We start from the raw sequence: 22815 nt of genomic DNA on the forward strand, positions 1-22815 counted from the left end.
AAGTGATACAGGCCCGGGATCTTCCCCCTGAATTTTTTTATACTCAAGCCAGCGATGAAATGGAGACGGAGTACCAAAGGATTAACGCTTGTTAAGCGAATTTGACGGAAATAAGACGGCCTTGGCCCAGTATTCAGGGATTACCCGCACGGGTCTTTGGAAAAAACGAAAGCGGCGTGGCCTGCAAACATTAAGCAGCCTACGATTTAGGTGGAGTTGTAACTCCATCGGAATCTTAGTCGCACTTATCCAGGGACTTCGCCGCTCTTAACTCACCGCTTGCCGAAGCGGGAGTCTTAGAGCGGATTAGTCAGCAGATAAAAACATAAGACTTATACTATACGTTCAAAGCCTTAGAAATCACTCTCTAAGGCTTTGAACGTATAGTATAAATTATAGTTAGCGGATAAAGGGAACCTGGCCGGCACTAAGTTTGCGCAGGCGGCTTGGCCCGGCTGTACTTATGCCGGAGGAAAATACGCCACGAAGTGCAGTTTTTTATAGTATGAATAAGGCAGTTGATCTTCTTATTTTCCGGCAGCAGATGCGAAATTGCGTTGACCTTTTTCCAACAGATCTCTGTTTTTCCGATATTTTAAATAGCCGCTGACGCCAAGAAGCTCAGCATATTGGGCAAATTTCAGCATAGCCAGGTCGGTCCAGACATAACCGAAGTTGTTGAAAGAACCGCCGCCGAAGAACTGTAAATTCATGAATATGGCGACAAGAGCAGTCCAAAATATTCTAAAGCCAAGAATCATGCATACGCCAACGGAAATCTCGAAAATCACGACCAGGGTATCCGTTACCTGCGGCATACCGAGAAAAACATTTTGGGCAAGCCAGGCAAAGGCTTTGTTAATATAAAGTGGGTCAAAGCTCGTCACTTTGGGACCGGCGATGTTGGTAATGAGAGTTCCGATTTTTCCCGCCGAGTTAAGTTTACCGTCGGTGAACCAGGTTGTAAGCTTTTCAAATCCGGATGTGACCCAAGCCCACCCATAAATCAGCCGTGCCACCGTGAAAATAATAACCAGAAAAGCCACTTTGCCATCCTTAAATTTGGCTTTTACCGCATCAGAATATGCAGTCATAAAAAACCCTCCTTCTTTTTCAATGCTTAACTCATTCGTCAGACATTGTCTTGACTCTATATTTAGCAAGAACCATGCCAAGAAAAAACCTAAGGAAAATAGCCCCTTCCGGTATGGGGGGGCGTTAACTAGTTAACCGTTTTGGAAACTTTGTTTTAACTCTGTTAACAGAGAGCCCCTAATTAGTTAACGGTTTAGTTATCCGAGTTACAATTTCTGGATGGAACTTGGAAAATTGTGCCGCCTGTTATTTTTTCAGACATACATGACGTGAAGTGGCACCACTGCTCAATAAAGAAGACTTGATTCAGGTAGAGTTAAAACTCCACCTGAATCAAGTCTTCTTTATTGAGCAATAACGTAAAGTTTATCCGCTTCTTCAGGAGTAATCAGGATATCCGCGGCTTCGAGGCTTTCCTGCAGCTGCCGGGGGGTTCGCGAGCCGATGATCGGCACCGCCGGGAGCCGGTTGCAGGTAATATAGACCAAAGATGCCGCCGCTAAGGAAATCCCGTGTTTGGCGGCAAAGTCCTGCAACGTTTCCAGCCTCTTGAGATTATCTTCACTGGCAAACCGCTTCCGGGTCTTTTCACTCAGCACCTCAAGACCATCCTTGGCAACTTTGGAGAAAAAGCCTTGCGCTTGCGAAGCATAGGCCAGGACCGGCAGGTTTTTCCGGCAATAGTAGTCATATTCTTTCTCATCCATGATCACAATGCCATAATCCTGATAAATATCTTCGCTGGTATGGGCCAGGCTCCACTGAATCTGGCTTGAGGAAAAACCGCTCAGCCCTTTTTGCGCCGCGTATTGATTAGCCTCTTCAATCCTGTCGGAGCGCCAGTTGGAGCAGCCGGCCATTCTGATTTTTCCCTCTTGGATAAAGGAATTGATATGCTCGACAATTTCACCCGCCGGAATTGCGGGATCATCTCTGTGCAGCCAGTAAATATCAAGACAGTCCGTTTCCAGGGCTTTAAGACTAAGCTCAAGATCATAGGCCATGTCTTCCCTGGCTAATCTGCTTTGGGCCATGTTTTCCCGGGGAGGATGGCAGCCCTTGGAGGAAAGGACAATATTGCCGCGTTTTCCCGTTTTCTTCAGCCATCTGCCGATGGCCTCTTCACTTTTGCCGCCGCTGTAAACTCTCGCCGTGTCGATGAAATTGCCGCCGGCATCTGTGTAAGTATCCAAGAGATAAAAAAATTCCTCATCAGTCAGACTTAACATAAGTTTGTCGGTTCCCATGGCCAATTTAGAAACTTTTAAATCAAGACCATGGCCCTTTAGCGTCAAATACCTCATTAATGAACCCCCTCCTCTTCGACTTGCACTCCCACAACTGTTGCCTCAAAAATCCGGACTCGCCGGCAAGGCGCTGTGCGAAGAGCGCGGAATTTTTCCTTGCTTTTATTAAAGCTCAGAAAGTTAAGCGGAAATTTTTCCCGTATCACTTGGGAGGAAAGCATAAAATTGCTTCCAGCGGTCCGACCAAGGCCTCAAAGCGTACCTCCTGCAAACACGCCGGGACAAAGAGCAAGTCGCCTTTGCCGACGTTCTGCTGGACTCCGGAACTTCCGATGGTTCCAACCCCTGCCGTGATGATAATAATGCAATATCTTTCGTCCGTCCTGTGGCTGAATTCCTCTCTGACAGACACCCTGTGCATTTCGAAAAGATCCGTGGCTTCATCATCAATCAAGGCCCAATGTTCCGCCTTCCGGTCTGAACTGAGCAGCTTGGGACTCAAGCGCCAGCGTTTCTTAACTTCGTCTTCCGTATAACAGTCGTAATGGAAACAGTCGAACATTTTGTCAAACCCGCTGCCCTGATGACAATGCTCGTCCGGAAATACGATGCCTTGCTGAGTTTTTCTCTCAACCCTCAGGGTGTAATCCGTAGGCTCCTGGATCTCAATCAGAAAACAACCGGCGCCGATAGCATGAGGAACACCGCCTTCGATCAGATAAACCTCCCCCGGGCTAACGGTTAACTTATTCAGGGCGTTCAGCATGCCCTCTATGTCCTGCTTTTCAAAAAGCCTTCGCCATCTTTCCTTGTTCATCCCCGGTTTAAAGCCCATGAGGACATAGGGGTCCTGCCCGTCTATTTGCCTCCCGCCGATAATGTACCAGGCTTCGGTTTTCCCATAGTCAGAAGAGAGCACCTTTTTGGCGAACTCTTTGTCCGGATGAACTTGAATAATCAGACGGTCGAGAGAATCGATCAGCTTGACCAGAACCGCCATACTGCGGCCGTATTTTTCCCAATGCTTTCTGCCCAGAAAGGATACCGGGTCACTCTCGATCAGTTCTCTCAGAAAAGGGCCGCCGCCCGGCATACTGACCCTGCTCAGCCCCTCCTCCGCAATAGCCTCTCTGCCGGGATTCCTGGCCGTAATGGCCGAGGCAACCCATTCTTCGGGAAAATTGCCGTCCTGAGGATTCCCGGCCCTGTGCCACTCCTCCAGCAATTTTCCTCCCTTGTAAGCCCGCCACACTCTTGTCGGCTCAAGCTTGAGAATTCCTGGACTATCTGACTCCATTGTAAGACATCTCCGTTCTGCTCATCCTCTGCTTTTAGCCGGATCATTTGCCAAGGGACTTAAACATATTTTCCTTATACCTCTCTACCCCGCCCTGGTCAAAAGGATTGACTTCCAGCATTTTGCCGGACAAATAACAGGCAACCATAAACAGATAAAACAACTGCCCGAAATAGTATTCGTCAAGCTCCGGCAGCGTTAATTTTAGACAGGGAATGCCCCCTTTGCGGTGAGCGTCAAAGGTCGCCTGAAAGGCAAGTTTATTAATCTCCCAAAGGTCTTTTCCATCTAGGTAGTCAAAGTAATCGTGCTTATCATCCCCGGCTATGATCAGGCTGCTGTCTTGCCCGGAAAGATCGAGAAAGGTTTCAAAGATCATTTTTCTGCCCTCTTGCACAAACTGCCCGATGGAATGCAGGTCTTCGGAAAAATTTCCGGCTACGGGATAGACTCCTTTGCCGTCCTTGCCTTCGCTCTCGGCAAACAGTTGTATCCACCATTTGCTGAAATAGTAAAACCGCGGCTCAAAAAAGGACAGCATCTCCAAACGGTAATCTTTAAGCTGCAGCAAATTGCGGTAGGCCGCATAGCGAAAGGCGATATTTTCTTCCGCCGGCTCTTTGAGGAGGCGTGCTCGCATTTCCTGGGCTCCCCGCACCAGTTTGCCGATGTCAATACCGGCGACAGCCATAGGGAAAAGGCCTACATCACAGAGAGCGGAATACCTGCCCCCTATATTCTCCGGGAAGGTAAAAAAGGTATACCCGTGATCCAGGGCCAATTGCTGCAGCGAGCTGCCTTTTGTCCCCGTCACGGCGATTCTGGCCGCGGCCCCGCCGCCGTAACGCTGCTCAAGATATTGGCGGAGTACGCGAAAGCTTAGGCCTGGCTCTAAAGTTTCAAAATTTTTGGCTATGGCATTGATATAAACGGATTTTCCCGCCAAGGCCTGCAGTAATTTGTTCAGATAATCCGCGGAAAGGTTGTTGCCCGCATAGAGTATTTCCGGGGCATTCTCCCGGGGCAGGGCTGAGATCACCGCTCTGGCCGCCTGATTTGAGCCTCCGACGCCAATCAGCACAAAGACATCCGCGTCCTGCCGGACTTCCCTGGCCCTATCCTCAATTTTTTTGAGGGCATCGTCACTTGCCCATTCAGCAACATCCAGCCAGCCAAGACTGTCTTGATAGATTTTTTCCCGGCTGAGAACTCCTTCCAAATAAGATTTATGTTTCCGGACAAAGCCCGCTATCTCTTCCGAGTCAAACAACCCGTCGGCAAAAGAAATTTCCACCTTTTTCATGACATTTGGCCTCCACATTTTTCCGAATTCTTTCCGACTCAACTTTCGTCAGGCATTATACAGCTTATTTTCCGCCGCCAAATACCAGCAGAAACAGGCCAAACACGGCCATAGCCTGATAGACTACCTTCTTGATCGTGGCAATCGAAAACTTCTTGAATAAATACATGCCCAGAAAGATCCCCAACACCAAGCCGCCTACGGCAGCAAGGCTGAATTTGGCAATATCCCAGCTGACGTTGCCCATTGCCAAGTGCATGCCCAGGACGCTTAGGGCGCTCAACATAAAGAAGCATTGAATCGTGGCGCTATACTCAAGCTTGTCATCCGTTGACGACAGAAAGTAAACCACCATGGGCGGGCCGCCAATATTAAACAAACCGTTAAGTATGCCGCTGATTGCTCCCACCAGCAAGCCTTTCCGCGGAGTGGGTTTAATTCGGAACTTTTCGCTGAAAAAGAATAAGTAAAGCGACAGCAGGAATAAAACCGCCCCCAGCATTCTGTGTAAAATCGCGTCTCCGCTGGACACCAGGGCCAAAACGCCTAAAACCCCCATGATTAAGGAGGAAATCGTGGGATAGAGCAGCAGCTTAAAGTTAATATGTTTGCGAAATTTGAAGGAAATATAAATGACCATCACAAAGGCGGAAAAAACTTCAGTCGCCGCCGCTGCCTTAAAAGGGATAATAAAGGGCCACAATGCCATAGTGACAACAGCAAAACCGAAACCCGTAGCTGTTTGCAGCATACTGCCCAGTAAAGCAATCAGGGCAACCCATAAATAACTCATTGACACTCCTCGATTTCTGCCCTGCATCTCCATGACAAAGCAACTCTTATTTTTATTTTAGCGGCACTTTACAGGCACCGGCTCAATCCGCCGGCACTTGCCGCTAATTCCTCAGCCGCAGCCGTGGCTATGGCCTTCATTGACACGGTTGTAGGTTTCCTCTTTCATCATAAGATGAACAGCCCCCAGTGTAAAGGCCTTGGGCAGAGCCAGGATATTGGGATGCGCTCCGACATATTTCCTTTTGGCATCCTCCAAGGCTTCCTCAAAGGTGGCTCTCGTTTTCATACCCATGCCCCGGGCATAACCCGGTTCCTGCGCGCCGACGATATAAATGGCCGCGGTATTCATCTCGGCGATATGCCCGCAGCTGATCATGGAAAAGGCGTGAAAGGGGTGAAATCCGTAAGAATAGCGGTATTTTCTGATATACTCCTCGTTGGTCGCGAAGTATTCGCCATACTGGGCCAGGTCGGGCAAGAGATTGTTGTAGTTATGCTGGAACAGATCGTACACTTCGCGATAACCCGGAAATTCTTCGTCGTGAAAATAACCGTTGCAGACCGAAGAACAGATGATCACACAGTTATCGCTTAAAATCCGTTTGTGCCTGATAATCTGAGCCGAAACCGCCTGCATCATAAAGATCGGATTCGTACCCATCCCGTTTCCGTAGTGAAAGGACTGGGGCATGCCAAAAACCACAACATCGTACTTTTTCTCAGCCCAGGGAACATAAGTGCGCCGGTCGGCAATTTCCCAGGAGAGGGGCTCCAGTTCCTGAGCATAGCCGCTGAAAACCGCAATCTGGCGGGAATAAGTATCCAGGACCGCGTCACAGCAGAAAAACTTTTTCCCCATGCATTTTTCCATATGCATCCCTATCTCATCAAATTTGGAACGCATCAAAGAATGCGTGCTGACCGGGGTGAAATCCTTTCTGTGCATAACTTCCGGCACGTGGTGCGAAGCGATGGAACGCCAGTGAGTAATCCCCGTAGCGCAGTGTTTATAACCGCCTGAGTAACCGCCGTAAGGGTTCCCCTGGACGTGCCCGATTAAAATCGGCAAATCCGCTTCGAAAACTTTTTTGTTCATCAGAACCGGATCGCCGCGCCCCGTTGTTCCAAGATTAACCATAGCTGCGGGATCTTCACTGTCATGATTGGTAATCTGATGCGTATACCAAAAACTATTAAAAATCTCTTCACCCAGGAGCAGCTTAATTTCGCTTTCCGTATTTTTGCGGTGCAGCCCGTTGGAACATAGCAGATGAATGTCTTCCTTGGCAACACCGGCCGCATAGAGCTGCTCCAAAATTAACTTGATAGAGACCTTGCGGTGGGATGTCGCTTGCGTTCCTCCCTTTACCCTGTCGGGGAAAACGATGACAACCTTCGAACCCTGATGGGCGAGCTGAGAAATCGGCTCCATGCCGATCGGCTTAAGCAGAGATTCTTTCGTTGCGGCGTAAACATCTTCCAGACAGGGCGGGTCCTTGACCGTTTCACCGGGGATAAAAATATCCGTAGTATCGGGCAGATTTGCGGCCATCAGGCCTTGTCCATATTCAAATTCCAGTTTCATAATTCACTGATCCTTTCCGCCGACACCGGCCTTGATGCAAAGAGAAACCAATCCTCTCAAGGATTCTGACTGTTCTCCAGATATTTGTCAATAATCTTTTTAAAGTCTGCAGCATAAAAACCAATCTGACCTGTAAACCGGGTAAGGGCTACCAAACCACCGTCTATGGTGGGGACACCGGCTATGGCCGCCGCGTTATTTTCGTTCAGACCGCCGCCATAAACAACAGGAATCTCCGTACCCAGGAGCTTTTTCACTTCATCTTTAATAAAGCTGGAAACGAAGGAAATATAGTCGGGGCCGGGCGGTGTTTTCCCCGGGCCGATAGCCCAGATCGGTTCATAGCCTATAACGATCTGCCGCTTCGGGAGGTAACCCTGTACTTGATTCAGGCCCCTCTTTAATTGAGCGGCAAGAGTTTCCGCTGTGCGCCGTTGCTGTTCCTCAGGGCTGCCGCTGCCCCGTTCTTCGGCCGTTTCCCCCACACAAAGCAGGATATTCAAGCCTTGTTCCAGAGCTGCCAGGACTTCCTTGTTAATTAGCTTATCAACGGCTGAAGCCCCGCGTTCTTTTAGAGCCGTATTGTTCGCCAGGTCTGGCTCAAAAGCGGCCATAATCTCCAGTTTATCCCGTCTTTCCTCGGAATGGGCGATCATTGACCATCTGCACCCCAACTGATAGGCGCCGGCCGCCGGGAAGTTCGCTGTAAAGGCTCCGAAATTCCCGCCCGGCGTTATATTCTGCCGAAATACGCTTTGACAGCCTATGTGAAGGCCTTTTTTATCGCCTGCACCGTACTGGGCCAGCTTTTCCTGCGCCGGGATGATCAATGCTTCCGGTACCAGATAAACAACCTGAAGTTCAGCGAGGGAGCCGATTCCTAAGGCTACACTCTCCCCGATAACTTCTTCAATCCAAAGCCTGGGGTTTTCATAGGGGCAAAGACCACCCCGGGAACGGGACACCTCAAAGCGTTTAAGGTTGACAAACAATCGTTTCATAGCCATCTCCACTTCTCTCATCCGTATTACTCAGCACGCATACCCTTGGGATATTAGATTAGATTAGATTGGATTCTTTATTCAGTCTGGCAAATTGCAGCAGAGGCCCCCCAAGCAGAGGACGGCACCAGTCTAAAAACTCCGGCGTAACGCCGTAAGCGCCGGCAATGAATTCTTCAGGCATTTTTCTCTCCTGAAGCATGACGTCCTCTATGGGGATCTCAAAGAGATTTATCCGGTAAGGCTCACTGCTCAAACGCTCAAACCCGATCATAATACCCGTCTTGCCCTCAACCGCGGCTTTACAGGCCGCAGCTCCGGCCAAGCTGGCCTCATGGCTGTCCGTAGGCGATTGATAGAGAATCGACGACCGGCCGGCTAAGCCCGGCTTCTCGCTGCGCGCCTTGATGCCAAGCTTTTTGATGACAAGCCCGGCTAAATGTTCCCCGACATTGCCGAAATAAACGGAGCGTCCAACCTGAAAAACCGGCTTGACAACGGGAGAACCATCCTCATTCTTCAGACCCTCACTGGCAACGACTACGGCGCAGCCCTGGCGTTGGTATAAGGATTCGACTTCCGCCAGGAACCTGTCCTCATGGAAAGCTACTTCCGGCAGACATATCAGGTCGGGCCCGCAGGATGATTGAGATGTTGCCAGAGCCGAGGCCGCAGTGATCCAGCCGGCGTTTCTCCCCATAGACTCAATAATACAGACATGAATCGGCAAAGAGTGCACATCTTCGGAAATCTCGGCAACGGTCTGAGCGATATACCGCGCGGCACTGCCAAAACCGGGACAATGATCGGTTACGGACAAATCGTTGTCGACGGTTTTAGGGATGCCGACGACCGCAATACCTTCCTGCCAGGCGGCCCGGTACAGTTTGCCGCAGGCATCCATGGAACCGTTTCCGCCGTTCAGCAAAACGTATTTTATTTTGTGCTGCTTGAAGACCTTGATCATTTGCTCGTAATCACTGGACTCCAAGGGCTTGCGGGAAGTTCCGATAATAGTGGCCGGAGTTTGTTTCAACAATTCCAACATCTCAGGCCGCATCTGGGAAAAATCATAGAAATTTCCCGCCAGCACCCCGCCCGTGCCGCCCAAGGCTCCGTAGACCGTGCCTATTTCAGAGTGCTTCTGCGCTTCTTTTAAGACTCCATAGAGAGAGGAATTAAGGACAGCGGTCGGTCCGCCTCCATGGACAATTAATAAATTACCGTTCAAGTCTGTTCTCTCCTAATCACGTGTTAAATTATCGCTCTGCATAAAGAAGACTTGATTCAGGTGGAGTTTTAACTCCATCTGAATCTTAGTCGCACTTAGCCAGGGACTTAGCCGCTCTCAACTCACCCCTTGCCGAAGCGGGAGTCTTAGAGCGAATTAGCCAGCGGATAAAGACCAGGCCGGGCAATGACCTGAAGCAAGGCTGCAGCGCTTGTTTACAGACCTTTCTTGTATCTCCCGGCCATTTCCTCCAACGTCGGACATTCTATCAGATCCGCCTTGCCCACGGAGCCAAATTCAACGATCAATGTCCCCACCACTTCCTTAACGCCGCGCTCAATGCATTTCACAACCTCGGCTACATCGTCATCCGGTATAAGGCCCGTCATCAAGGTATCCATAATCGGGACAAGGAAAATACGCGGGTCAAATTTTGCTTTGTTAGCCTCAAGAAGCTGATAAATCTCCCTTACAGAGGAAGCGGTGCGCAGCTGTGACTTAGCATGAAAAAGCTCCTTCAAATTGCGGGTAACGGCAAGACGGATATCCGTGTCCACATTAATCTTGCCGATGCCGCAGGGTATGGCGGCTTTCAGTTCCTCAATCGGTATGCCGTGCGCATCGCTTAACTCCCCTCCCAGCCGGTTTATCCCGTCAACGATATATTTAGGCACCGTTGAGGAACCGTGGGATACTAACACGCCAAAAACATGCTCATGCAGCAGGCATTCTCTGGCCGCTATCGCAATCTCTTGGCGCAGTTTGACATTTTTGCCTTTGGAGGCGCCATGCATTGTGCCATAAGAAATCGCCAGACAATCCGCGCCCGTCTTTTTCAAAAACTCGACAACCTTGGTAGGATTGGTATAGGTCGATTCATCGGCAAAGACATGGTCCTCGACTCCGGCCAGCACCCCGAGCTCTCCTTCGACGGTCACGCCTAAATTGTGAGCGTATTTGACCACTTCGCGGGTCAGCTCCACATTTTGTGCAAAGGGCAACGCCGAGCCGTCAATCATGACCGAGGTATAGCCATTGTCTATGGCAGCTTTACAGGACTCGAAGTCTCTGCCGTGGTCGAGATGAAGAACAATAGGAATTGGGGAAGCGGCGCCATATTTTTTAACGGCAGCCGCAATATTTTTGGCGCCAATTTTTTTATCATCCAGGGTGGCATTAACAAAATCTTTCCGCCCGCCCATGAAGCCATTGGCCAGGTCCGCTCCCTGCAAAATGGCGGCCGAGCGGAACATTTCATGGACTTCGATCACCGCTTTAGCCTGAGCAACGGCATTGACATTAAAAGCGCCCTGGGCAAAGGAGTATTTTTGGGTAGCCTCTAACAGAGGTCTTAAAGGTACAATCGGCATATCTAACTTCCTCTCGAAAAATATTAGAAACTCTCCAACGTCCCGCGCCGGAATACCACCTTGCCGCCGGCGATTGTCGTATCGACCTCCAAGCATTGGTCCAGCAGCACAAGGTCGGCATCGCCGCCTTCCCTGATGGAACCCTTGGAACTGTCCAGCTTCAGCAGGGCAGCAGGATTAGCTGTCAGAAGCGGGATAACCTCTTCCAGTTTCCGGCCGCTGTAAGCCACCAGGTTCCTCAAGGCTTTGGCGGTTGTAAGAGTGCTTCCCGCCCTCGTGCCGTCTTCGACAAGTCTGGCATCCCCAGCGCTGACCTTCACACTGCTCCCTCCAAGCTTGTAAAATCCGTCCGGCAGCCCGGTTGCCATAATGCTGTCGGTGACCGCAATGACTTTAGCGCTGCCCTTTGTTTTGAGCAGCAGCCGGATTATGCCCGGATGAAGATGCCTGCCGTCACAAATGGCTTCACAAAAAATATCCGTCTCCAATACGGCGCCGCAGATTCCCGGGGCGTGCTGATGCAACAGTTTCATGGCGTTGAAGGTATGGGTTGCGCTCGCCGCACCGTTCTCAATACAGCTCAGGGTTGTAGCGTAATCTGCCCCGGAATGCCCGAGAGCAACAATGACCCCCCTTGCCGCCAGTTCTTTGACCAGCTCAGGCACACCTGCCACCTCGGGAGAGACCGTAATATATTTAATCAGCCCCGCCGCCGCCTTTTGATAGTCCGCGAATAAAGAGAGATCGGCTTCTCTAAGTAGAGTTTCCTGCATCGAACCTTTATACTCCCGGCTGAGAAAGGGACCTTCGAGATGAATGCCTAAAATCTGCGCTCCGCTCTTGAGTTCCGCCCTGGCTTGGCGAATCTGTCCGATAGCCCGGAGTGTTTTTTCATAGCTGTCGGTCACAATCGAGGCCAGCCATCCTGTTGTACCTTGGGCGGCGAAATAGCGGCTGAGCTGAAGAAGGTCTGCTGCTGAAGCGCTGTTAACGTCTACCCCGTTTCCGCCATGCGTATGAATGTCAATAAACCCGGGGACGACCTTTTTCCCCGCAGCATCCAACCGCAGACCATTGGGAGAACTGGAACCGGAATTGGAACCGATCCGGCCCAGACTGGAAATCCTGCCGTTTCTGACTGTAATATCAACCGTTGTAAAGCGGCCGTTAAGCAAAACTTCCCCGTTAGCAATAAAAAGCTCCTCCAAGTCTATTGCCACCCCCTCAAATACGCTTCAAGCATGGAGATTCCTTTCCGAGTGCCGACACTCAAAAACCATTGGCGGCCACACTCTCAGGGATCGTCAGGGAAATGTCCGGATGCCCCTGCAGCAGCGTCACCGGAAAAGCGGCTGTCGGCTCTCCATGACAGGCTCTGCGCACGACGGCGCGGTGCCAATTGCGAAAACAGTAAAGGCGAATCTTCCTGGCGCAGGATATCTCGTGCATCCCAACCGTTATGCAGTAACGCGGCATTTGATCAACCGCCCCATTCAGCCCGTCCAGAGAATTAACCGCCCTGGTTTCCGGAGCTATTGCCAAAATTCGCGTTTTTAAAGACAGGTAGTCTGCACAGGACATAGTTTCCTCCGGCTCGTTAAAGGCTACATGGCCTGTAATCCCTATTCCGCCGAAAACCGCGTCGGCTCCTCCCAGCTCTGTAAGCAGCCGGGTCAGAGCCTCAGGATGTTTAGGGTCCGGAAAAACCCTCTGCTCTTCCGGCATGATCAGCTCCTCATTAATTTGGGCATAGACGTGTTTGTTCATAAAGCCCCGAAAACTTAAGGGATCATCCTCATCAATCCATTCCAGCGTTTCATTCAGGTACTCATCCATATTGATAAACCAGGTCGTTTTAAGGCTGATCCGCCGGCTGTTGATCATCCCGACCAGATAGGGGTAATGCCCTACGGGGCCGACGGGGCAGATCAAAACGGTTTTCCTGCCCTGCGAATTCCGCTCCTCAATCAGAGCGAGGATTTCCCCGGCCATGGCCTGGAAAACCGCCCCCTGATCCGGCATAATCCGCAGCGGTATCTTGGAGTCTTTTAACAATTCCTCCCGGGTAAGTTCGTAATACTTGGGGGTCAAAGCTAACACCTCACTTATTTGCTGTCTCTCAGTGACTGGAAAACAGGTGCTCTATATTTAAATCCCGGATGATTTTGACAATCTCTTTCGTCCTGCTGCAGCCAAATTTGCGCAGCATGCTTTTGACCTGAGTCTTAATCGTGACAGGTTCAACGCAGCGTATGGAGGCAATTTCTTTGATCGTTTTGTCCTGGAGCAATAACTTGACCAGCTCCCGCTCCGTTGAGGTGAGCTGGGAAACATTATTTATAAAAAAAAGCAAACTGCGCTCCGAACGCCGCAGCCTTGAGTATTCTTTGAGAAATGTGGCGTGAATTTTGCCCTCCATGATAGGAGTTCCTCTATAGGCACGACGGATGTGTTCCAGGATGTCCGCCTCATTGCGGCCTTTGACCACATAATCCACAGCGCCCGTACCCATGGCGGTGAAAATCATGGTTTCTGTTTCATGAGCCGTTAAAAAGATTATTTTTTGTTCCGCCTTTTCCTGCCGGATTTTTTCCGCCGCAATAATCCCGGCGTTCAGGGTCTCCATCTCAATATCCATCAAAATAATATCGCAGTCCGTTTTCAGGGCAAGTTCATAGATTTCCGCCCCGCTGCCGGCCATACCCACAACGGTCATATCCGGCTGAGCATTTAAAAATTCGCTTAAATCTTCACGCAGGAGCTGGAAATCTTCCGCAATCATAAGTTTAATAGTCTCCATGCTATCCGCCAGCCTTCCGCTTGCAATCTCAGTGCCAGTAACCTTCCATCACATCGCTTCAGGCTTGTTGTATTTAGGCAACATGATGAAAAAGCTGGTTCCTTCATTTTCGACGCTTTCCAGGCGCAAGAGGCCCAAATGGCTCTTGACGATCTGCTTGACATAATATAGACCCATGCCCCAATTATAGTTTGTGTTTTTACTTGTATAGAAAGGTTCAAAAATTTTCCTGCGCAAATTGTCGGGTAGGCCGGTGCCGTTGTCTTTAATTTCCAGCACAGTATAGAGCCGCTCATTGTGAACGATCAGCTCGACCTTGCCGCAGCTTTCCCGCCCCGCTGCTATAATGGCATCCTGAGCGTTTAACAATAAATTGCAGACCGCCTCACTCAATTGCTCCGCATCCGCCAGCACGGTCAGATTGGCGTCCATACGGACGGAAACCGGGGTATCCGGATATTTTTGGTTAAAGCGTTTCCGCGCCATCTCGATAATCGTCGTCACGGGGATTGCCGTCAGACGAATATAGTTTGCTTTGATACTGCGGTACAACTCTTCCATCCGGCTCAGCATGCCCTCATTCATTTGGCCCATAAGGTCTATATAATTCTTGAGGGATTGGAAATCCGGCAACTCCTCCTCGAGCAGCTGATTGATTTTCTTCTGGACGACTCGCGCGGAAAGAAGCTGGTTTTTCACGCTGTGGACGAAAACCGATATGCCCTGACTCGCCGTATCATATTTTTTTTGCAGGGAAATATCCTCGTGTCCATCCTGGTAATTGATCTGAGTGTAGCTCATGAGTTTCCAAAAACCCAGGGTCACAAAGACGATGGTGGCCACCGTAAGCAGAATCCATTCGAAAAGGGACAGCGCCGGATTGGTATAGGACAAGTACTGAGGCCAGTCATAATAAACATTATAGAGCTGATAGACCTGGATAGGGTCCTGAAAACAATACAGACCAAAGAGAAGGGCGATGCTGGTGTGGGAAATAATGATATATCTGAATTGCCGGCTGCAATGAACCATCGTAATGCTGACATACTCATGGATCAGTAGGACTATGGAAAGGGAAATGTAAAGAACGATCCAAATGAGCGCCGATTTCATCAATACTTCCTGAAAGTAAAACCTGTTGCGCGCCACCACATAGAAGACCGGCGGATAATAGAGGACAAGAAAGACCACCGTGGGAAGGACGCAGAGATAATTCAGAATCCTGCGTTTCCGTCTGACAAAATGAACCATGGAATAATTCATGGCGGTAAACAGCAAAAAGGTCGGAAACAAATATCTGCCCAGAGCGATGAGATAGCCCAGCTTGTCCAAGGTGATATTTAAATATTGCAGCCAAACTTTAATAGCGGGCGACATGAAAAGAAATACTTCCTGAGCGTCTGAGAGTCCGCCGATTTTAGCCGTATAAATAATTACACCGGAGAACATGGCGATTAAGCTTCCGTGCAGCCCGAAAAGAAGCCAGGAATTCTCATCGTGTTTTACGATCACAAGCATTATGGCCAGAACGGCAAGAACGAGCAAAATAATACACAGCATAAGCCAAGACCCCATTAGAGTATTTGCCTGAATGTCTCTGAAAAAGAGAGCCAAGTCATCAAAGCCATGTCCCGCAGGTATGGTAAAGAGGGAATAAAGCAGTGCCTTATACCCTCTTTAGCTATTCTCCGGACATTGATGAAGACCGCAGCGTTGGTTTTTTATTTACTGGTCTTATTATTGGCTTCGTAGGCTGCTTTCATGTTATCGTAAAGCACATAATTGTCAACATTAACAGCGGCCGGCAATTGCTTGTTTTTGATGAACAGAGCTTGTTGGTTCTCATAAATCTTCTTTAAAGTACCGTCATTGACACTGTCGTAAACGTATTTCGAAGTAAGCCAGTTGCCTTCGCCTTCACCTTGCTCCATTAAGGCCGGGTCCTGCTTGACCTGGGCCGCTACCCAGTCGGCCACTTGCTTAATATTTTTCTTGTCCGCTCTGTAATCCATCGCTTTAAACAGGGCCGAGGTAAAATGAACGAGAAGATCTTTATTCTTTTCAGCATAGGCCGGAGTTACGACGAAGCTGGACGGGAACTGCAGCTGATCTTTATAGGTATTGTTATCGGCAAGGGTCACAACCTTGTCGCCCATTTTTTGTTTAACGGTTATGGTTGACGGCGACCAAATGGCACAGGCGTCAATATTTCCGGTTACCATAGCCGTCACGGCGGCGGAGGGGTCCATCTGTACAACTTTTACGTCCTTTTCCGTCATGCCGGCGGAAGCGAGAGCCAAGTCCAGAATTACCTGACTGGAGGTTCCCAGCGATGTTCCGATGGTTTTTCCTTTGAGATCGGCAATAGTGTTAATTCCTTTATCCTTGTTGCCCATGACCGCATCGGCCAGGCTTGTATCATCAATCGTAATAATATCCGCTTGGCCCTTGGCAGCCAGAGTGTGCGCGCCGTGGCCGATTTGGGAAACATCGATATTCCCGCTGCCCATAGCGGCAATCTCATCCGGCCCCTTGGCAAATTGCACCAGTTCGACATCGATACCTTCTTGTTTAAAATAACCCATGTTGATCCCCGTGACTAAGGTGCTGGCGCTGCCCATATTGGGCATGTAAGCCACTCTCATTTTGGTCAGTTTTTCCGGCTGTGACGAGGCTGAGGAATTTCCGCCGCCGGTGCCGCACCCTGCAAGCAACCCGGCTACCAGGACAAGAGATGCTGTGATGTTAATGAATTTTTTCATACTCTGCTTCCTCCTGTTTTTTCTTTCTCTTTTTTAATTTTAAATGCAATGATGCATTAAAATTTAAGCTGAATCTATTTCCTGACCGCTAAATACTCTTGGTAAACCTGACTCCAGATATAGTTTTTGAGGTCTAAAAACTCCGGCGTCATTTTTGTTTCCTGGGTGCGCGGATAGGGGATATTGATGTTGACGATTTCCTTCACGCGTCCGGGGCGGGCGCTCATGATAATCACTCTTTGCGCTAAGATAATAGCTTCTTCCACATCGTGGGTAATAAAGAAACAGGTTTTCTTCTCTTGTTCCCAGGTCTTCAGCAATTCGGACTGCAGCTGAGTCCGCGTTTGCGCATCTAAGGCGCCAAAGGGCTCGTCCAACAGCAGGACCTCGGGATTTACGGCATAGGCCCGGGCAATGGCAACCCGCTGCTTCATCCCGCCCGACAGTTCTTTAGGATAGCTGTCCGCAAATTCCCGGAGATCGACCATATCCAGATAACGATTCGTCAGCTCGGTAATTTCCCGCTTGCCAAGTTTTTTCAGTTTCAGACCAAACTCAATATTTTTGCGGACAGTCAGCCAAGGGAAGAGGGCATATTGCTGAAACACAACCCCCCGCTCAGTTCCTGTGCCGACAACTTCCTGACCATCGACATACACTTTCCCGGAGGTAGGGCTGCCCAGGCCGGCTATGATATTCAGAAGGGTGGATTTTCCGCAGCCGGAAGGTCCGACGACACAAACAAATTCATTCTCGGCGATATCAAAGCTTACGCCGTTAAGGGCCACCGTTTCACCGGTGCGTCCTTTATATATTTTCTGGACATTATCAATTTTTACTTTTACTGGACATGCGTTTCCTGCCATCCGGTTAATCTCCTCTCTAGGAATTTCATGATTTTTTCAAAGATCAAGCCGATTATCCCGATAAAGATGATTCCCAGGAGCACAACCGCCATGTCAAAATATTGGCCCGCGGCCATAATCATCATCCCCAGGCCACTGGAAGCACCGGTCATTTCTGCCGCAACAAGGGTCGTTAAGGCTGCCGACAGGCCCAAACGCATACCGACCAGAATAAACGGAGTCGAAGCGGGAACAACAACTTTCAAGAAAATGTCCTTATTGGTGGCTCCGAGAATCCTGGCTGCCTTGATCAAGGTTTCGTCCACATTGCGCACACCTTGATAGATGGAGATTACCATGACCAGAAAGGTGGCAATAAAAATAACGACGACTTTCGCTTTCTCGTCTACACCCACACCCGCAATGACCAGCGGTATATAGGCAATAGGCGGAATATTTCTTATAAATTGAATCCAAGGCTCAACCAGGTTTTTAAAGATTTTGTACCAGCCCATCAGAAAGGCTACGGGAATTGCAAAGATAAAGCCTAAGGCAAATCCCGCCAGAACTCTGAATAAACTAATACCGATATTTTCCCACATAACCCCCATGTTTACTTCTTTAAAAAAGGCTTGTACGATCTGCCCCGGCGAAGCAAAGACCAGTGAAGTTTGGGGCATCACCGCCAGCAGGTTCCACAGTGCAAAAGCCAGCACCAAGGAAAGCAACAGCCAGGCCAGATTAGGAATGTCACTCAGTTTCTTGGCGAATCCCTTCTGTTTTACCTCCATAGTATCTCTTCCCCTTTTCTCAATATGAATCATTACAATAACGGCATTTGAAACTGAGATTATTACCTGAGAATAGAAAAAACGACTTCCGTACTGCTAGAAATTTTGACATTTTCCAGGTTTACAATCAGACTAATTGCATTTATTCAAAGATTAATACATTAATCCTCGGGCTGACAGTATGAACTTTTATCATACTTTACAGGCCGGAAAAAGATCTGCATCAACCCGCCTGAGCATTTTATAACACCACAAATAAAAGGCCGTTGCCCGACGAACCTACCGGTTCATCTGACAACAGCTTCAGAGTACGTTATTAAAACTATTTTACACTTTAGTACTTAATAAATTTCGAGCCGGGAACGCCGCAAATAGGACATTTTTCCGGCACGAATTTTTCTATGTTTCCGCAAACGGGACAGAGATAGTAAAAGACCTCTTCCTCCTGCTCCAGATTGTCTAAGGCCTCTTGGTACAGCTTGGCATGGACCTCTTCAGCCTTCAGAGCATAGGTAAACGTGCGCATAGCCGCTTGATTTCCTTCTTCCTGGGCTATTTTCAGGAATTCCGGATACATACTCTGATATTCATAATTTTCTCCGTTGACCGCATCGTTCAGGTTTTCTGCGGTAGACTTGATTTTGCCCGCTACTTCGAAATGCTTCAGGGCGTGAAGGGTTTCGGCATCTGAGGCTGCTTTGAAGAGTTTCGCCGCATTCTTTTTGCCATCGGCCTCAGCTTTTTTTGCATAAGCCGTGTATTTGCGATTAGCCTGTGCTTCTCCCGCAAAAGCGGCCAGCAAATTTTCCAATGTTTTTTGGTTATCCATACAAATTCCCTCCTGCAAATTTAAATGGTAATACTGCCAATTAAGGACTGATTGCTTTACAGCTCATCTCAGGTTTGGGCCGGAAATCATCACCTCATTTCAGAATATAAGCAAACGATGCTAACTGCCTCTCCGGGGGTATAACTTATTTTATCAGTTTAGAGAGTTCCTTGAACAAGGGTGTGCCCGACTGTTTTATCAAATCAAAAAATACCGTTTCAGTGTTGGTCACAACGGCTCCCATTGACGCCATTAAGGACAACCCGTTGCGGTAATTATTCTTGGTTCGTGAACACACCGCATCACCGACTACGAAAACATGGTAATCCTGAGCCAGCAAATCTCTCACCGTTTGCAAAACACAAACGTGAGTTTCCGTGCCGGTAACAATGATCTTTTTTCTCTCAAGTCCCTGCAACGTTGAAATAACTTCGGGTATACAGCCTGAAAAGGTGGTTTTTTCAAAGGTTGAGGCCTCACAAAGATTGCCGCTTAAGTCCGGGGCGGTCTTTCCCAGGCCCTTGGGATATTGTTCTGTCACAAGAACCGGGACCTCTAATTTTTGGGCAAGAGAGATTAGAATATTGGTATTGCGGATCACTTGTTCTCCATATTTCATTGCGGGAATTAATTTTTCCTGAATGTCTATGACCATCAGAACGGCGTCTTCCCCATATAAACAGTATTTTTCCATGCTATTTACCCCTTTCTATGAAAATAAGCGCATCCTATAGCCATTTTTGGCAGTTTCCCCCAATTTGTCCACTAGCTTATAATTGGCCAAAGCTCCGACCACCGCGCCGATACCGGGCACGAGCTGCAATAATTTGGCTATGTCTATGTAATCACGATATTCCTGTTGGAAAGAGCGCCAGTCAAACGTCTCCATAGTCGGCGGACAATTCTTGAGATTCTTATTCCAGTTTAATAGGACCTTAAAAACTTCGCACCTCCTTTCCTGAGAAGAAAATGTCAGTTCAAAAAGGTAAAGAATATACAATCTCTCTTGAAAATCATTGACATCATAGCCGTAAATAAGTGCGGCATCAAAGAGGAATTTAATTTTCAGTCCTAAAAGAAGAGGAAAATCCGCAAGGCCCAGGATAATCCCTCCGGCACCGGTTCCCGCCCCGGTCGTTGCCGCCGCTTTCTTATAGAAAGCCAGCTTCTCAGCAACAAGTTTCTCTCGTTCCTCCAGACTTGCTGCTCTGAGAGCGGATTTCTTCGCCATAAAATCCGAACCATATAAAACCGCTTTCACCATATTCTTGACCCCGAAGGTTATGGTATGCTGCAGAACATCCGGGATCAGGCCGTTGATTTTCGTTTGAACCGGTTTGGTCATTCGCCCGGCCAGAGAAGGCCTTTTGGTCATTTTTATTTGCCAAAGTTTAAGCTCACGAAGAGCTTTTTCTTCATAAGAGTCCATCTTCACCGCTTCCCGCCCTTGCAACCCCAACTTCTCTACAAAGTATTAACCTGAATATAAGATTTTATTAATATTGTGTTAATACTTGACGTATATTATATAATTTAGAAAAGCAAAAGTTCAGCTTAAGAGGTGATGATATTATCATTGTATGTTGGGTCCTGAAACTCATTCGGAAAATGAACGCCTATTTTATCTAATATAAAGGAGGCTGTATCAATGACCCCTCAATACAAGTATTCTTTATTAAACAGCACTGAAGCGACTTATTACCTTGAAGTATCGAGATTTAAATTTAAAAAGCTGATTAAAGAAGGACATCTCAATCCGCAGATTTTAGCGATCCGCGGCGGAAAAGAGTTACAGCTCTTCGATCCCCTGGAATTGACCAAGGTGAAAAAAATGCTGAAAAAAGAAGGGTATCATTACCTGAATGCCTAAAAAAGTCCAGGTCTCTTTAACTTCAAGAATATCATATTACAGGCGGCTCATAAATGGTTGAGCGCCTGTTTTTTATAAAAAAAATTATATAATAACGATTAGACAATTCGGGTAAACCATTATACTCTGATTAGGAACCAATAAAGAAAACTTGATTCAGGTGGAGTTTTAACTCCATCTGAATCTTAGTCGCCCTTATCCAGGGACTTAGCCGCTCTTAACTCACCGCTTGCCGAAGCGGGAGTCTTAGAGCGGATTAGTCAGCGGATAAATTTTGTTTGGGGGGAACACATGAATGACTGATATTGTTGCCGAAATGACAAATAAGCTTCTTGTTGACGCCGGAATAAAAAAAGGAATGAGCGTCCTGGACATTGGCTGCGGACGAGGTGATTTGGCGCTTCTTCTCGCGGAGATAGTAGGAACAGAAGGAAGCGTTTTAGGATTAGATTTTGACGAAAGCGCCCTGGCCTTCGCTCGTGAGCGGTTCCGGGAAAATAAGCTCACAAATGCAGCTTTCATCCATGCCGACTTAAATAATCTTTCTCTGGATCACCCTCAATTTGACGCTATCGTGGGCAGACGGGTGCTTATGTATTTGCCGGAACCTGAAAGGGTAATCGCTGACCTTGGCGCGTTATTGAAAGTCGGAGGACTGATGATTTTTCAAGAGCATGACTCAACAATGTCCCCGGGCAGCATTGTGCCTATGCCTCTGCACGATCAAGTAAACAAGTGGATCTGGGATACGGTTGAGCGGGAAGGAGGCAATACACATATGGGTTTTGGGCTCTGGAACCTGCTTGCTCAAAAAGGGCTTGCTGTGGAAAAAGTCCGTGCCGAAGCAGTAGTCCAGACACCCAGTGCGCCTTTTCCCCTGACCCCGATTGTTCGCGCTATGCTCAAGCGCATTATCCAGACGGGAGCAGCTACGGAAGAGGAAATTGATATCACTACACTGGAACACCGGCTTGATGAAGAGAGAGAAAAATCCAAAACTACCTACATAAGAGAAATGGTTTTCTGCGCCTGGGCGCGAAAGTTCGCACTATAACGTCTTATCTGCCAGGCGTCCCCCGTCCAGAGAATTGAGGAAATGCTCCAAAACAAATTCTTTAAAATGTCTGGCCGCCGGGGACAAGTACCGCCCCTCCACCCAGGCCATCCCAATAACCCGCTGACATTTGGGTTCCGAGACATGAACCTGAGCTATCTCTCCCATCACGGCATTTCTAACTTTCGGGATGAGGGCTATTCCCAGCTTGGCAGCAACCAGCCCGGCAACCGTTCCGACTTCTTCGCCCTCAAAGGTAACTTTGGGAGTAAAGCCAGCCTCCGCAAAGATCTGATAGATAATCTCTCCCAAAGACAGTTCCTTTTTAAAGGCAATAAAAGCCTCTGCCGCTAACTCTGTGAGCTTAACTGTTTTGTGCCGGGCAAAGGGATGCTCCTGCGGCACAATCAGAACAATTTCTTCCGTCAGCAGCTTGATCCAGCGGATATTTTCCCGCACTGAAGGCTGAGAACAGAAGCAAAAATCAATATCCCCCGCCTCCAGCTGGTCTAAAACCTGATGCGTCACATTTTGATAGAGCATGAATTGTATCTCCGGAAAACGCTGACGAAATAACCCTAGCAGGTCCGGAACAAGGTTCGATCCTTGGGAATGGATAAAACCTAAAGAAACGCTTCCTTTAAGGGGGTCCAGCAAATTCTGAATTTCTTGCTGACCCAGGGTAATTTCCTGGATGGCCCGCTTAACTCTGTTCAGAAAAATCTTCCCGTAAGTATTGAGGACAACGGTTCGTCCTTGCCGTTCAAACAGAGGAACCCCCAGCTCTTCTTCCAACCTGGCGATGGAACGGCTGAGAGCCGGTTGGGAAATTGAAAGCACCTCCGCCGCATTGGTAAAATGCTGCAGTTGAGCCACAGTCTGAAAATATTGAAATTGAGTCCATTCCATAAGAACACCAAACCTCGCAAAATTTTATAGG

The 22815-nt window shown here is 48.5% G+C and carries 23 protein-coding genes; 3 read left to right on the top strand and 20 right to left on the bottom strand.

The window, feature by feature from the left end; genetic code table 11:
• Positions 1–121: 121 nt before the first annotated feature.
• The gene (locus REC12_RS26420; RefSeq protein WP_374214174.1) at positions 122–271 is read left to right on the top strand and encodes a hypothetical protein; all 150 of its coding nucleotides are present in this window, start codon (positions 122–124) and stop codon (positions 269–271) included.
• A 256-nt stretch (positions 272–527) separates the two neighbouring features.
• Here the strand turns inward: REC12_RS26420 and REC12_RS04350 are convergent, their stop codons facing one another.
• The 19 genes from REC12_RS04350 to REC12_RS04440 form a co-directional block, all read right to left on the bottom strand.
• Complete coding sequence (locus tag REC12_RS04350; RefSeq protein WP_308892591.1) at positions 528–1094, bottom strand: DoxX family membrane protein; 567 nt, start codon at positions 1092–1094, stop codon at positions 528–530.
• 345 nt (positions 1095–1439) lie between these two features.
• The gene (locus REC12_RS04355) at positions 1440–2399 is read right to left on the bottom strand and encodes an aldo/keto reductase (RefSeq protein ID WP_308892592.1); all 960 of its coding nucleotides are present in this window, start codon (positions 2397–2399) and stop codon (positions 1440–1442) included.
• 145 nt (positions 2400–2544) lie between these two features.
• Positions 2545–3639 (bottom strand): type I phosphomannose isomerase catalytic subunit, encoded by a 1095-nt coding sequence (locus REC12_RS04360; RefSeq protein ID WP_308892593.1) that lies wholly within the window; start codon positions 3637–3639, stop codon positions 2545–2547.
• Between the two features lie 43 nt (positions 3640–3682).
• Positions 3683–4942, bottom strand: a complete 1260-nt coding sequence (locus REC12_RS04365; RefSeq protein ID WP_308892594.1) for a phosphoglucose isomerase-related protein — start codon at positions 4940–4942, stop codon at positions 3683–3685.
• Between the two features lie 64 nt (positions 4943–5006).
• Positions 5007–5735 carry a sulfite exporter TauE/SafE family protein gene (locus REC12_RS04370; protein WP_308892595.1) on the bottom strand — a complete coding sequence of 243 codons (729 nt, stop codon included), beginning with the start codon at positions 5733–5735 and terminating at the stop codon, positions 5007–5009.
• 111 nt (positions 5736–5846) lie between these two features.
• Positions 5847–7322: a lactate racemase domain-containing protein gene (locus REC12_RS04375; protein WP_308892596.1), complete on the bottom strand. Its 1476-nt coding sequence runs from the start codon at positions 7320–7322 to the stop codon at positions 5847–5849.
• A gap of 56 nt (positions 7323–7378) precedes the next feature.
• Entirely contained in the window at positions 7379–8329 is a 951-nt protein-coding gene (locus tag REC12_RS04380) for a triose-phosphate isomerase family protein (RefSeq protein ID WP_308892597.1), read from the bottom strand.
• A 52-nt stretch (positions 8330–8381) separates the two neighbouring features.
• Positions 8382–9554: a diphosphate--fructose-6-phosphate 1-phosphotransferase gene (locus REC12_RS04385; RefSeq protein ID WP_308892598.1), complete on the bottom strand. Its 1173-nt coding sequence runs from the start codon at positions 9552–9554 to the stop codon at positions 8382–8384.
• Positions 9555–9769: 215 nt separating this feature from the next.
• On the bottom strand, positions 9770–10924 hold the full coding sequence (locus tag REC12_RS04390) for a class II fructose-bisphosphate aldolase (RefSeq protein ID WP_308892599.1): 1155 nt from the start codon (positions 10922–10924) through the stop codon (positions 9770–9772).
• Positions 10925–10947: 23 nt separating this feature from the next.
• Positions 10948–12132 (bottom strand): N-acetylglucosamine-6-phosphate deacetylase, encoded by a 1185-nt coding sequence (nagA, locus tag REC12_RS04395; RefSeq protein WP_308892600.1) that lies wholly within the window; start codon positions 12130–12132, stop codon positions 10948–10950.
• Between the two features lie 61 nt (positions 12133–12193).
• Positions 12194–13015 (bottom strand): sugar phosphate isomerase family, encoded by an 822-nt coding sequence (locus REC12_RS04400; protein WP_308892601.1) that lies wholly within the window; start codon positions 13013–13015, stop codon positions 12194–12196.
• A gap of 28 nt (positions 13016–13043) precedes the next feature.
• The gene (locus tag REC12_RS04405; RefSeq protein ID WP_308892602.1) at positions 13044–13724 is read right to left on the bottom strand and encodes a response regulator; all 681 of its coding nucleotides are present in this window, start codon (positions 13722–13724) and stop codon (positions 13044–13046) included.
• Between the two features lie 48 nt (positions 13725–13772).
• Positions 13773–15284, bottom strand: a complete 1512-nt coding sequence (locus REC12_RS04410) for an ATP-binding protein (protein ID WP_308892603.1) — start codon at positions 15282–15284, stop codon at positions 13773–13775.
• 161 nt (positions 15285–15445) lie between these two features.
• Complete coding sequence (locus REC12_RS04415; protein WP_308892604.1) at positions 15446–16486, bottom strand: ABC transporter substrate-binding protein; 1041 nt, start codon at positions 16484–16486, stop codon at positions 15446–15448.
• Positions 16487–16560: 74 nt separating this feature from the next.
• Entirely contained in the window at positions 16561–17352 is a 792-nt protein-coding gene (locus tag REC12_RS04420) for an ABC transporter ATP-binding protein (protein WP_308892605.1), read from the bottom strand.
• Positions 17328–18122, bottom strand: a complete 795-nt coding sequence (locus tag REC12_RS04425; protein ID WP_308892606.1) for an ABC transporter permease — start codon at positions 18120–18122, stop codon at positions 17328–17330. Before REC12_RS04425 ends, REC12_RS04420 begins: the two co-directional genes overlap by 25 nt.
• 334 nt (positions 18123–18456) lie before the next feature.
• Positions 18457–18951, bottom strand: coding sequence for a rubrerythrin family protein (locus REC12_RS04430; RefSeq protein WP_308892607.1), 495 nt, complete (start codon positions 18949–18951; stop codon positions 18457–18459).
• Between the two features lie 145 nt (positions 18952–19096).
• On the bottom strand, positions 19097–19645 hold the full coding sequence (locus REC12_RS04435) for a hydrolase (RefSeq protein ID WP_308892608.1): 549 nt from the start codon (positions 19643–19645) through the stop codon (positions 19097–19099).
• 15 nt (positions 19646–19660) lie between these two features.
• Entirely contained in the window at positions 19661–20380 is a 720-nt protein-coding gene (locus tag REC12_RS04440) for an EcsC family protein (protein ID WP_308892609.1), read from the bottom strand.
• A 219-nt stretch (positions 20381–20599) separates the two neighbouring features.
• Between REC12_RS04440 and REC12_RS04445 the strand changes: the two genes are divergently transcribed.
• Positions 20600–20821 carry a hypothetical protein gene (locus REC12_RS04445; RefSeq protein WP_308892610.1) on the top strand — a complete coding sequence of 74 codons (222 nt, stop codon included), beginning with the start codon at positions 20600–20602 and terminating at the stop codon, positions 20819–20821.
• Between the two features lie 295 nt (positions 20822–21116).
• Entirely contained in the window at positions 21117–21875 is a 759-nt protein-coding gene (locus tag REC12_RS04450) for a methyltransferase domain-containing protein (RefSeq protein WP_308892611.1), read from the top strand.
• Here REC12_RS04450 and REC12_RS04455 read toward each other — a convergent pair.
• Entirely contained in the window at positions 21870–22784 is a 915-nt protein-coding gene (locus REC12_RS04455) for a LysR family transcriptional regulator (protein ID WP_308892612.1), read from the bottom strand. The two genes, REC12_RS04450 and REC12_RS04455, sit on opposite strands and share 6 nt — an antisense overlap.
• Positions 22785–22815 lie beyond the last annotated feature (31 nt).

The organism is Candidatus Desulfosporosinus nitrosoreducens, assembly GCF_030954495.1.
Classification (GTDB): Bacteria; Bacillota; Desulfitobacteriia; order Desulfitobacteriales; family Desulfitobacteriaceae; genus Desulfosporosinus; species Desulfosporosinus nitrosoreducens.

Excerpts from the sequence above, each read along its gene's own strand:
- REC12_RS04420 (WP_308892605.1), bottom strand. The coding sequence starts at position 17,352 with ATGGCAGGAAACGCATGTCCAGTAAAAGTAAAAATTGATAATGTCCAG.
- REC12_RS04360 (WP_308892593.1), bottom strand. The coding sequence starts at position 3,639 with ATGGAGTCAGATAGTCCAGGAATTCTCAAGCTTGAGCCGACAAGAGTG.
- REC12_RS04430 (WP_308892607.1), bottom strand. The coding sequence starts at position 18,951 with ATGGATAACCAAAAAACATTGGAAAATTTGCTGGCCGCTTTTGCGGGA.
- REC12_RS04405 (WP_308892602.1), bottom strand. The coding sequence starts at position 13,724 with ATGGAGACTATTAAACTTATGATTGCGGAAGATTTCCAGCTCCTGCGT.
- REC12_RS04440 (WP_308892609.1), bottom strand. The coding sequence starts at position 20,380 with ATGGACTCTTATGAAGAAAAAGCTCTTCGTGAGCTTAAACTTTGGCAA.
- REC12_RS04390 (WP_308892599.1), bottom strand. The coding sequence starts at position 10,924 with ATGCCGATTGTACCTTTAAGACCTCTGTTAGAGGCTACCCAAAAATAC.
- REC12_RS04365 (WP_308892594.1), bottom strand. The coding sequence starts at position 4,942 with ATGAAAAAGGTGGAAATTTCTTTTGCCGACGGGTTGTTTGACTCGGAA.
- REC12_RS04455 (WP_308892612.1), bottom strand. The coding sequence starts at position 22,784 with ATGGAATGGACTCAATTTCAATATTTTCAGACTGTGGCTCAACTGCAG.
- REC12_RS04375 (WP_308892596.1), bottom strand. The coding sequence starts at position 7,322 with ATGAAACTGGAATTTGAATATGGACAAGGCCTGATGGCCGCAAATCTG.
- REC12_RS04435 (WP_308892608.1), bottom strand. The coding sequence starts at position 19,645 with ATGGAAAAATACTGTTTATATGGGGAAGACGCCGTTCTGATGGTCATA.
- REC12_RS04445 (WP_308892610.1), top strand. The coding sequence starts at position 20,600 with ATGACCCCTCAATACAAGTATTCTTTATTAAACAGCACTGAAGCGACT.
- REC12_RS04370 (WP_308892595.1), bottom strand. The coding sequence starts at position 5,735 with ATGAGTTATTTATGGGTTGCCCTGATTGCTTTACTGGGCAGTATGCTG.
- REC12_RS04355 (WP_308892592.1), bottom strand. The coding sequence starts at position 2,399 with ATGAGGTATTTGACGCTAAAGGGCCATGGTCTTGATTTAAAAGTTTCT.
- REC12_RS04380 (WP_308892597.1), bottom strand. The coding sequence starts at position 8,329 with ATGGCTATGAAACGATTGTTTGTCAACCTTAAACGCTTTGAGGTGTCC.
- REC12_RS04425 (WP_308892606.1), bottom strand. The coding sequence starts at position 18,122 with ATGGAGGTAAAACAGAAGGGATTCGCCAAGAAACTGAGTGACATTCCT.
- REC12_RS04450 (WP_308892611.1), top strand. The coding sequence starts at position 21,117 with ATGACTGATATTGTTGCCGAAATGACAAATAAGCTTCTTGTTGACGCC.
- REC12_RS04415 (WP_308892604.1), bottom strand. The coding sequence starts at position 16,486 with ATGAAAAAATTCATTAACATCACAGCATCTCTTGTCCTGGTAGCCGGG.
- REC12_RS04350 (WP_308892591.1), bottom strand. The coding sequence starts at position 1,094 with ATGACTGCATATTCTGATGCGGTAAAAGCCAAATTTAAGGATGGCAAA.
- REC12_RS04410 (WP_308892603.1), bottom strand. The coding sequence starts at position 15,284 with ATGCTGTGTATTATTTTGCTCGTTCTTGCCGTTCTGGCCATAATGCTT.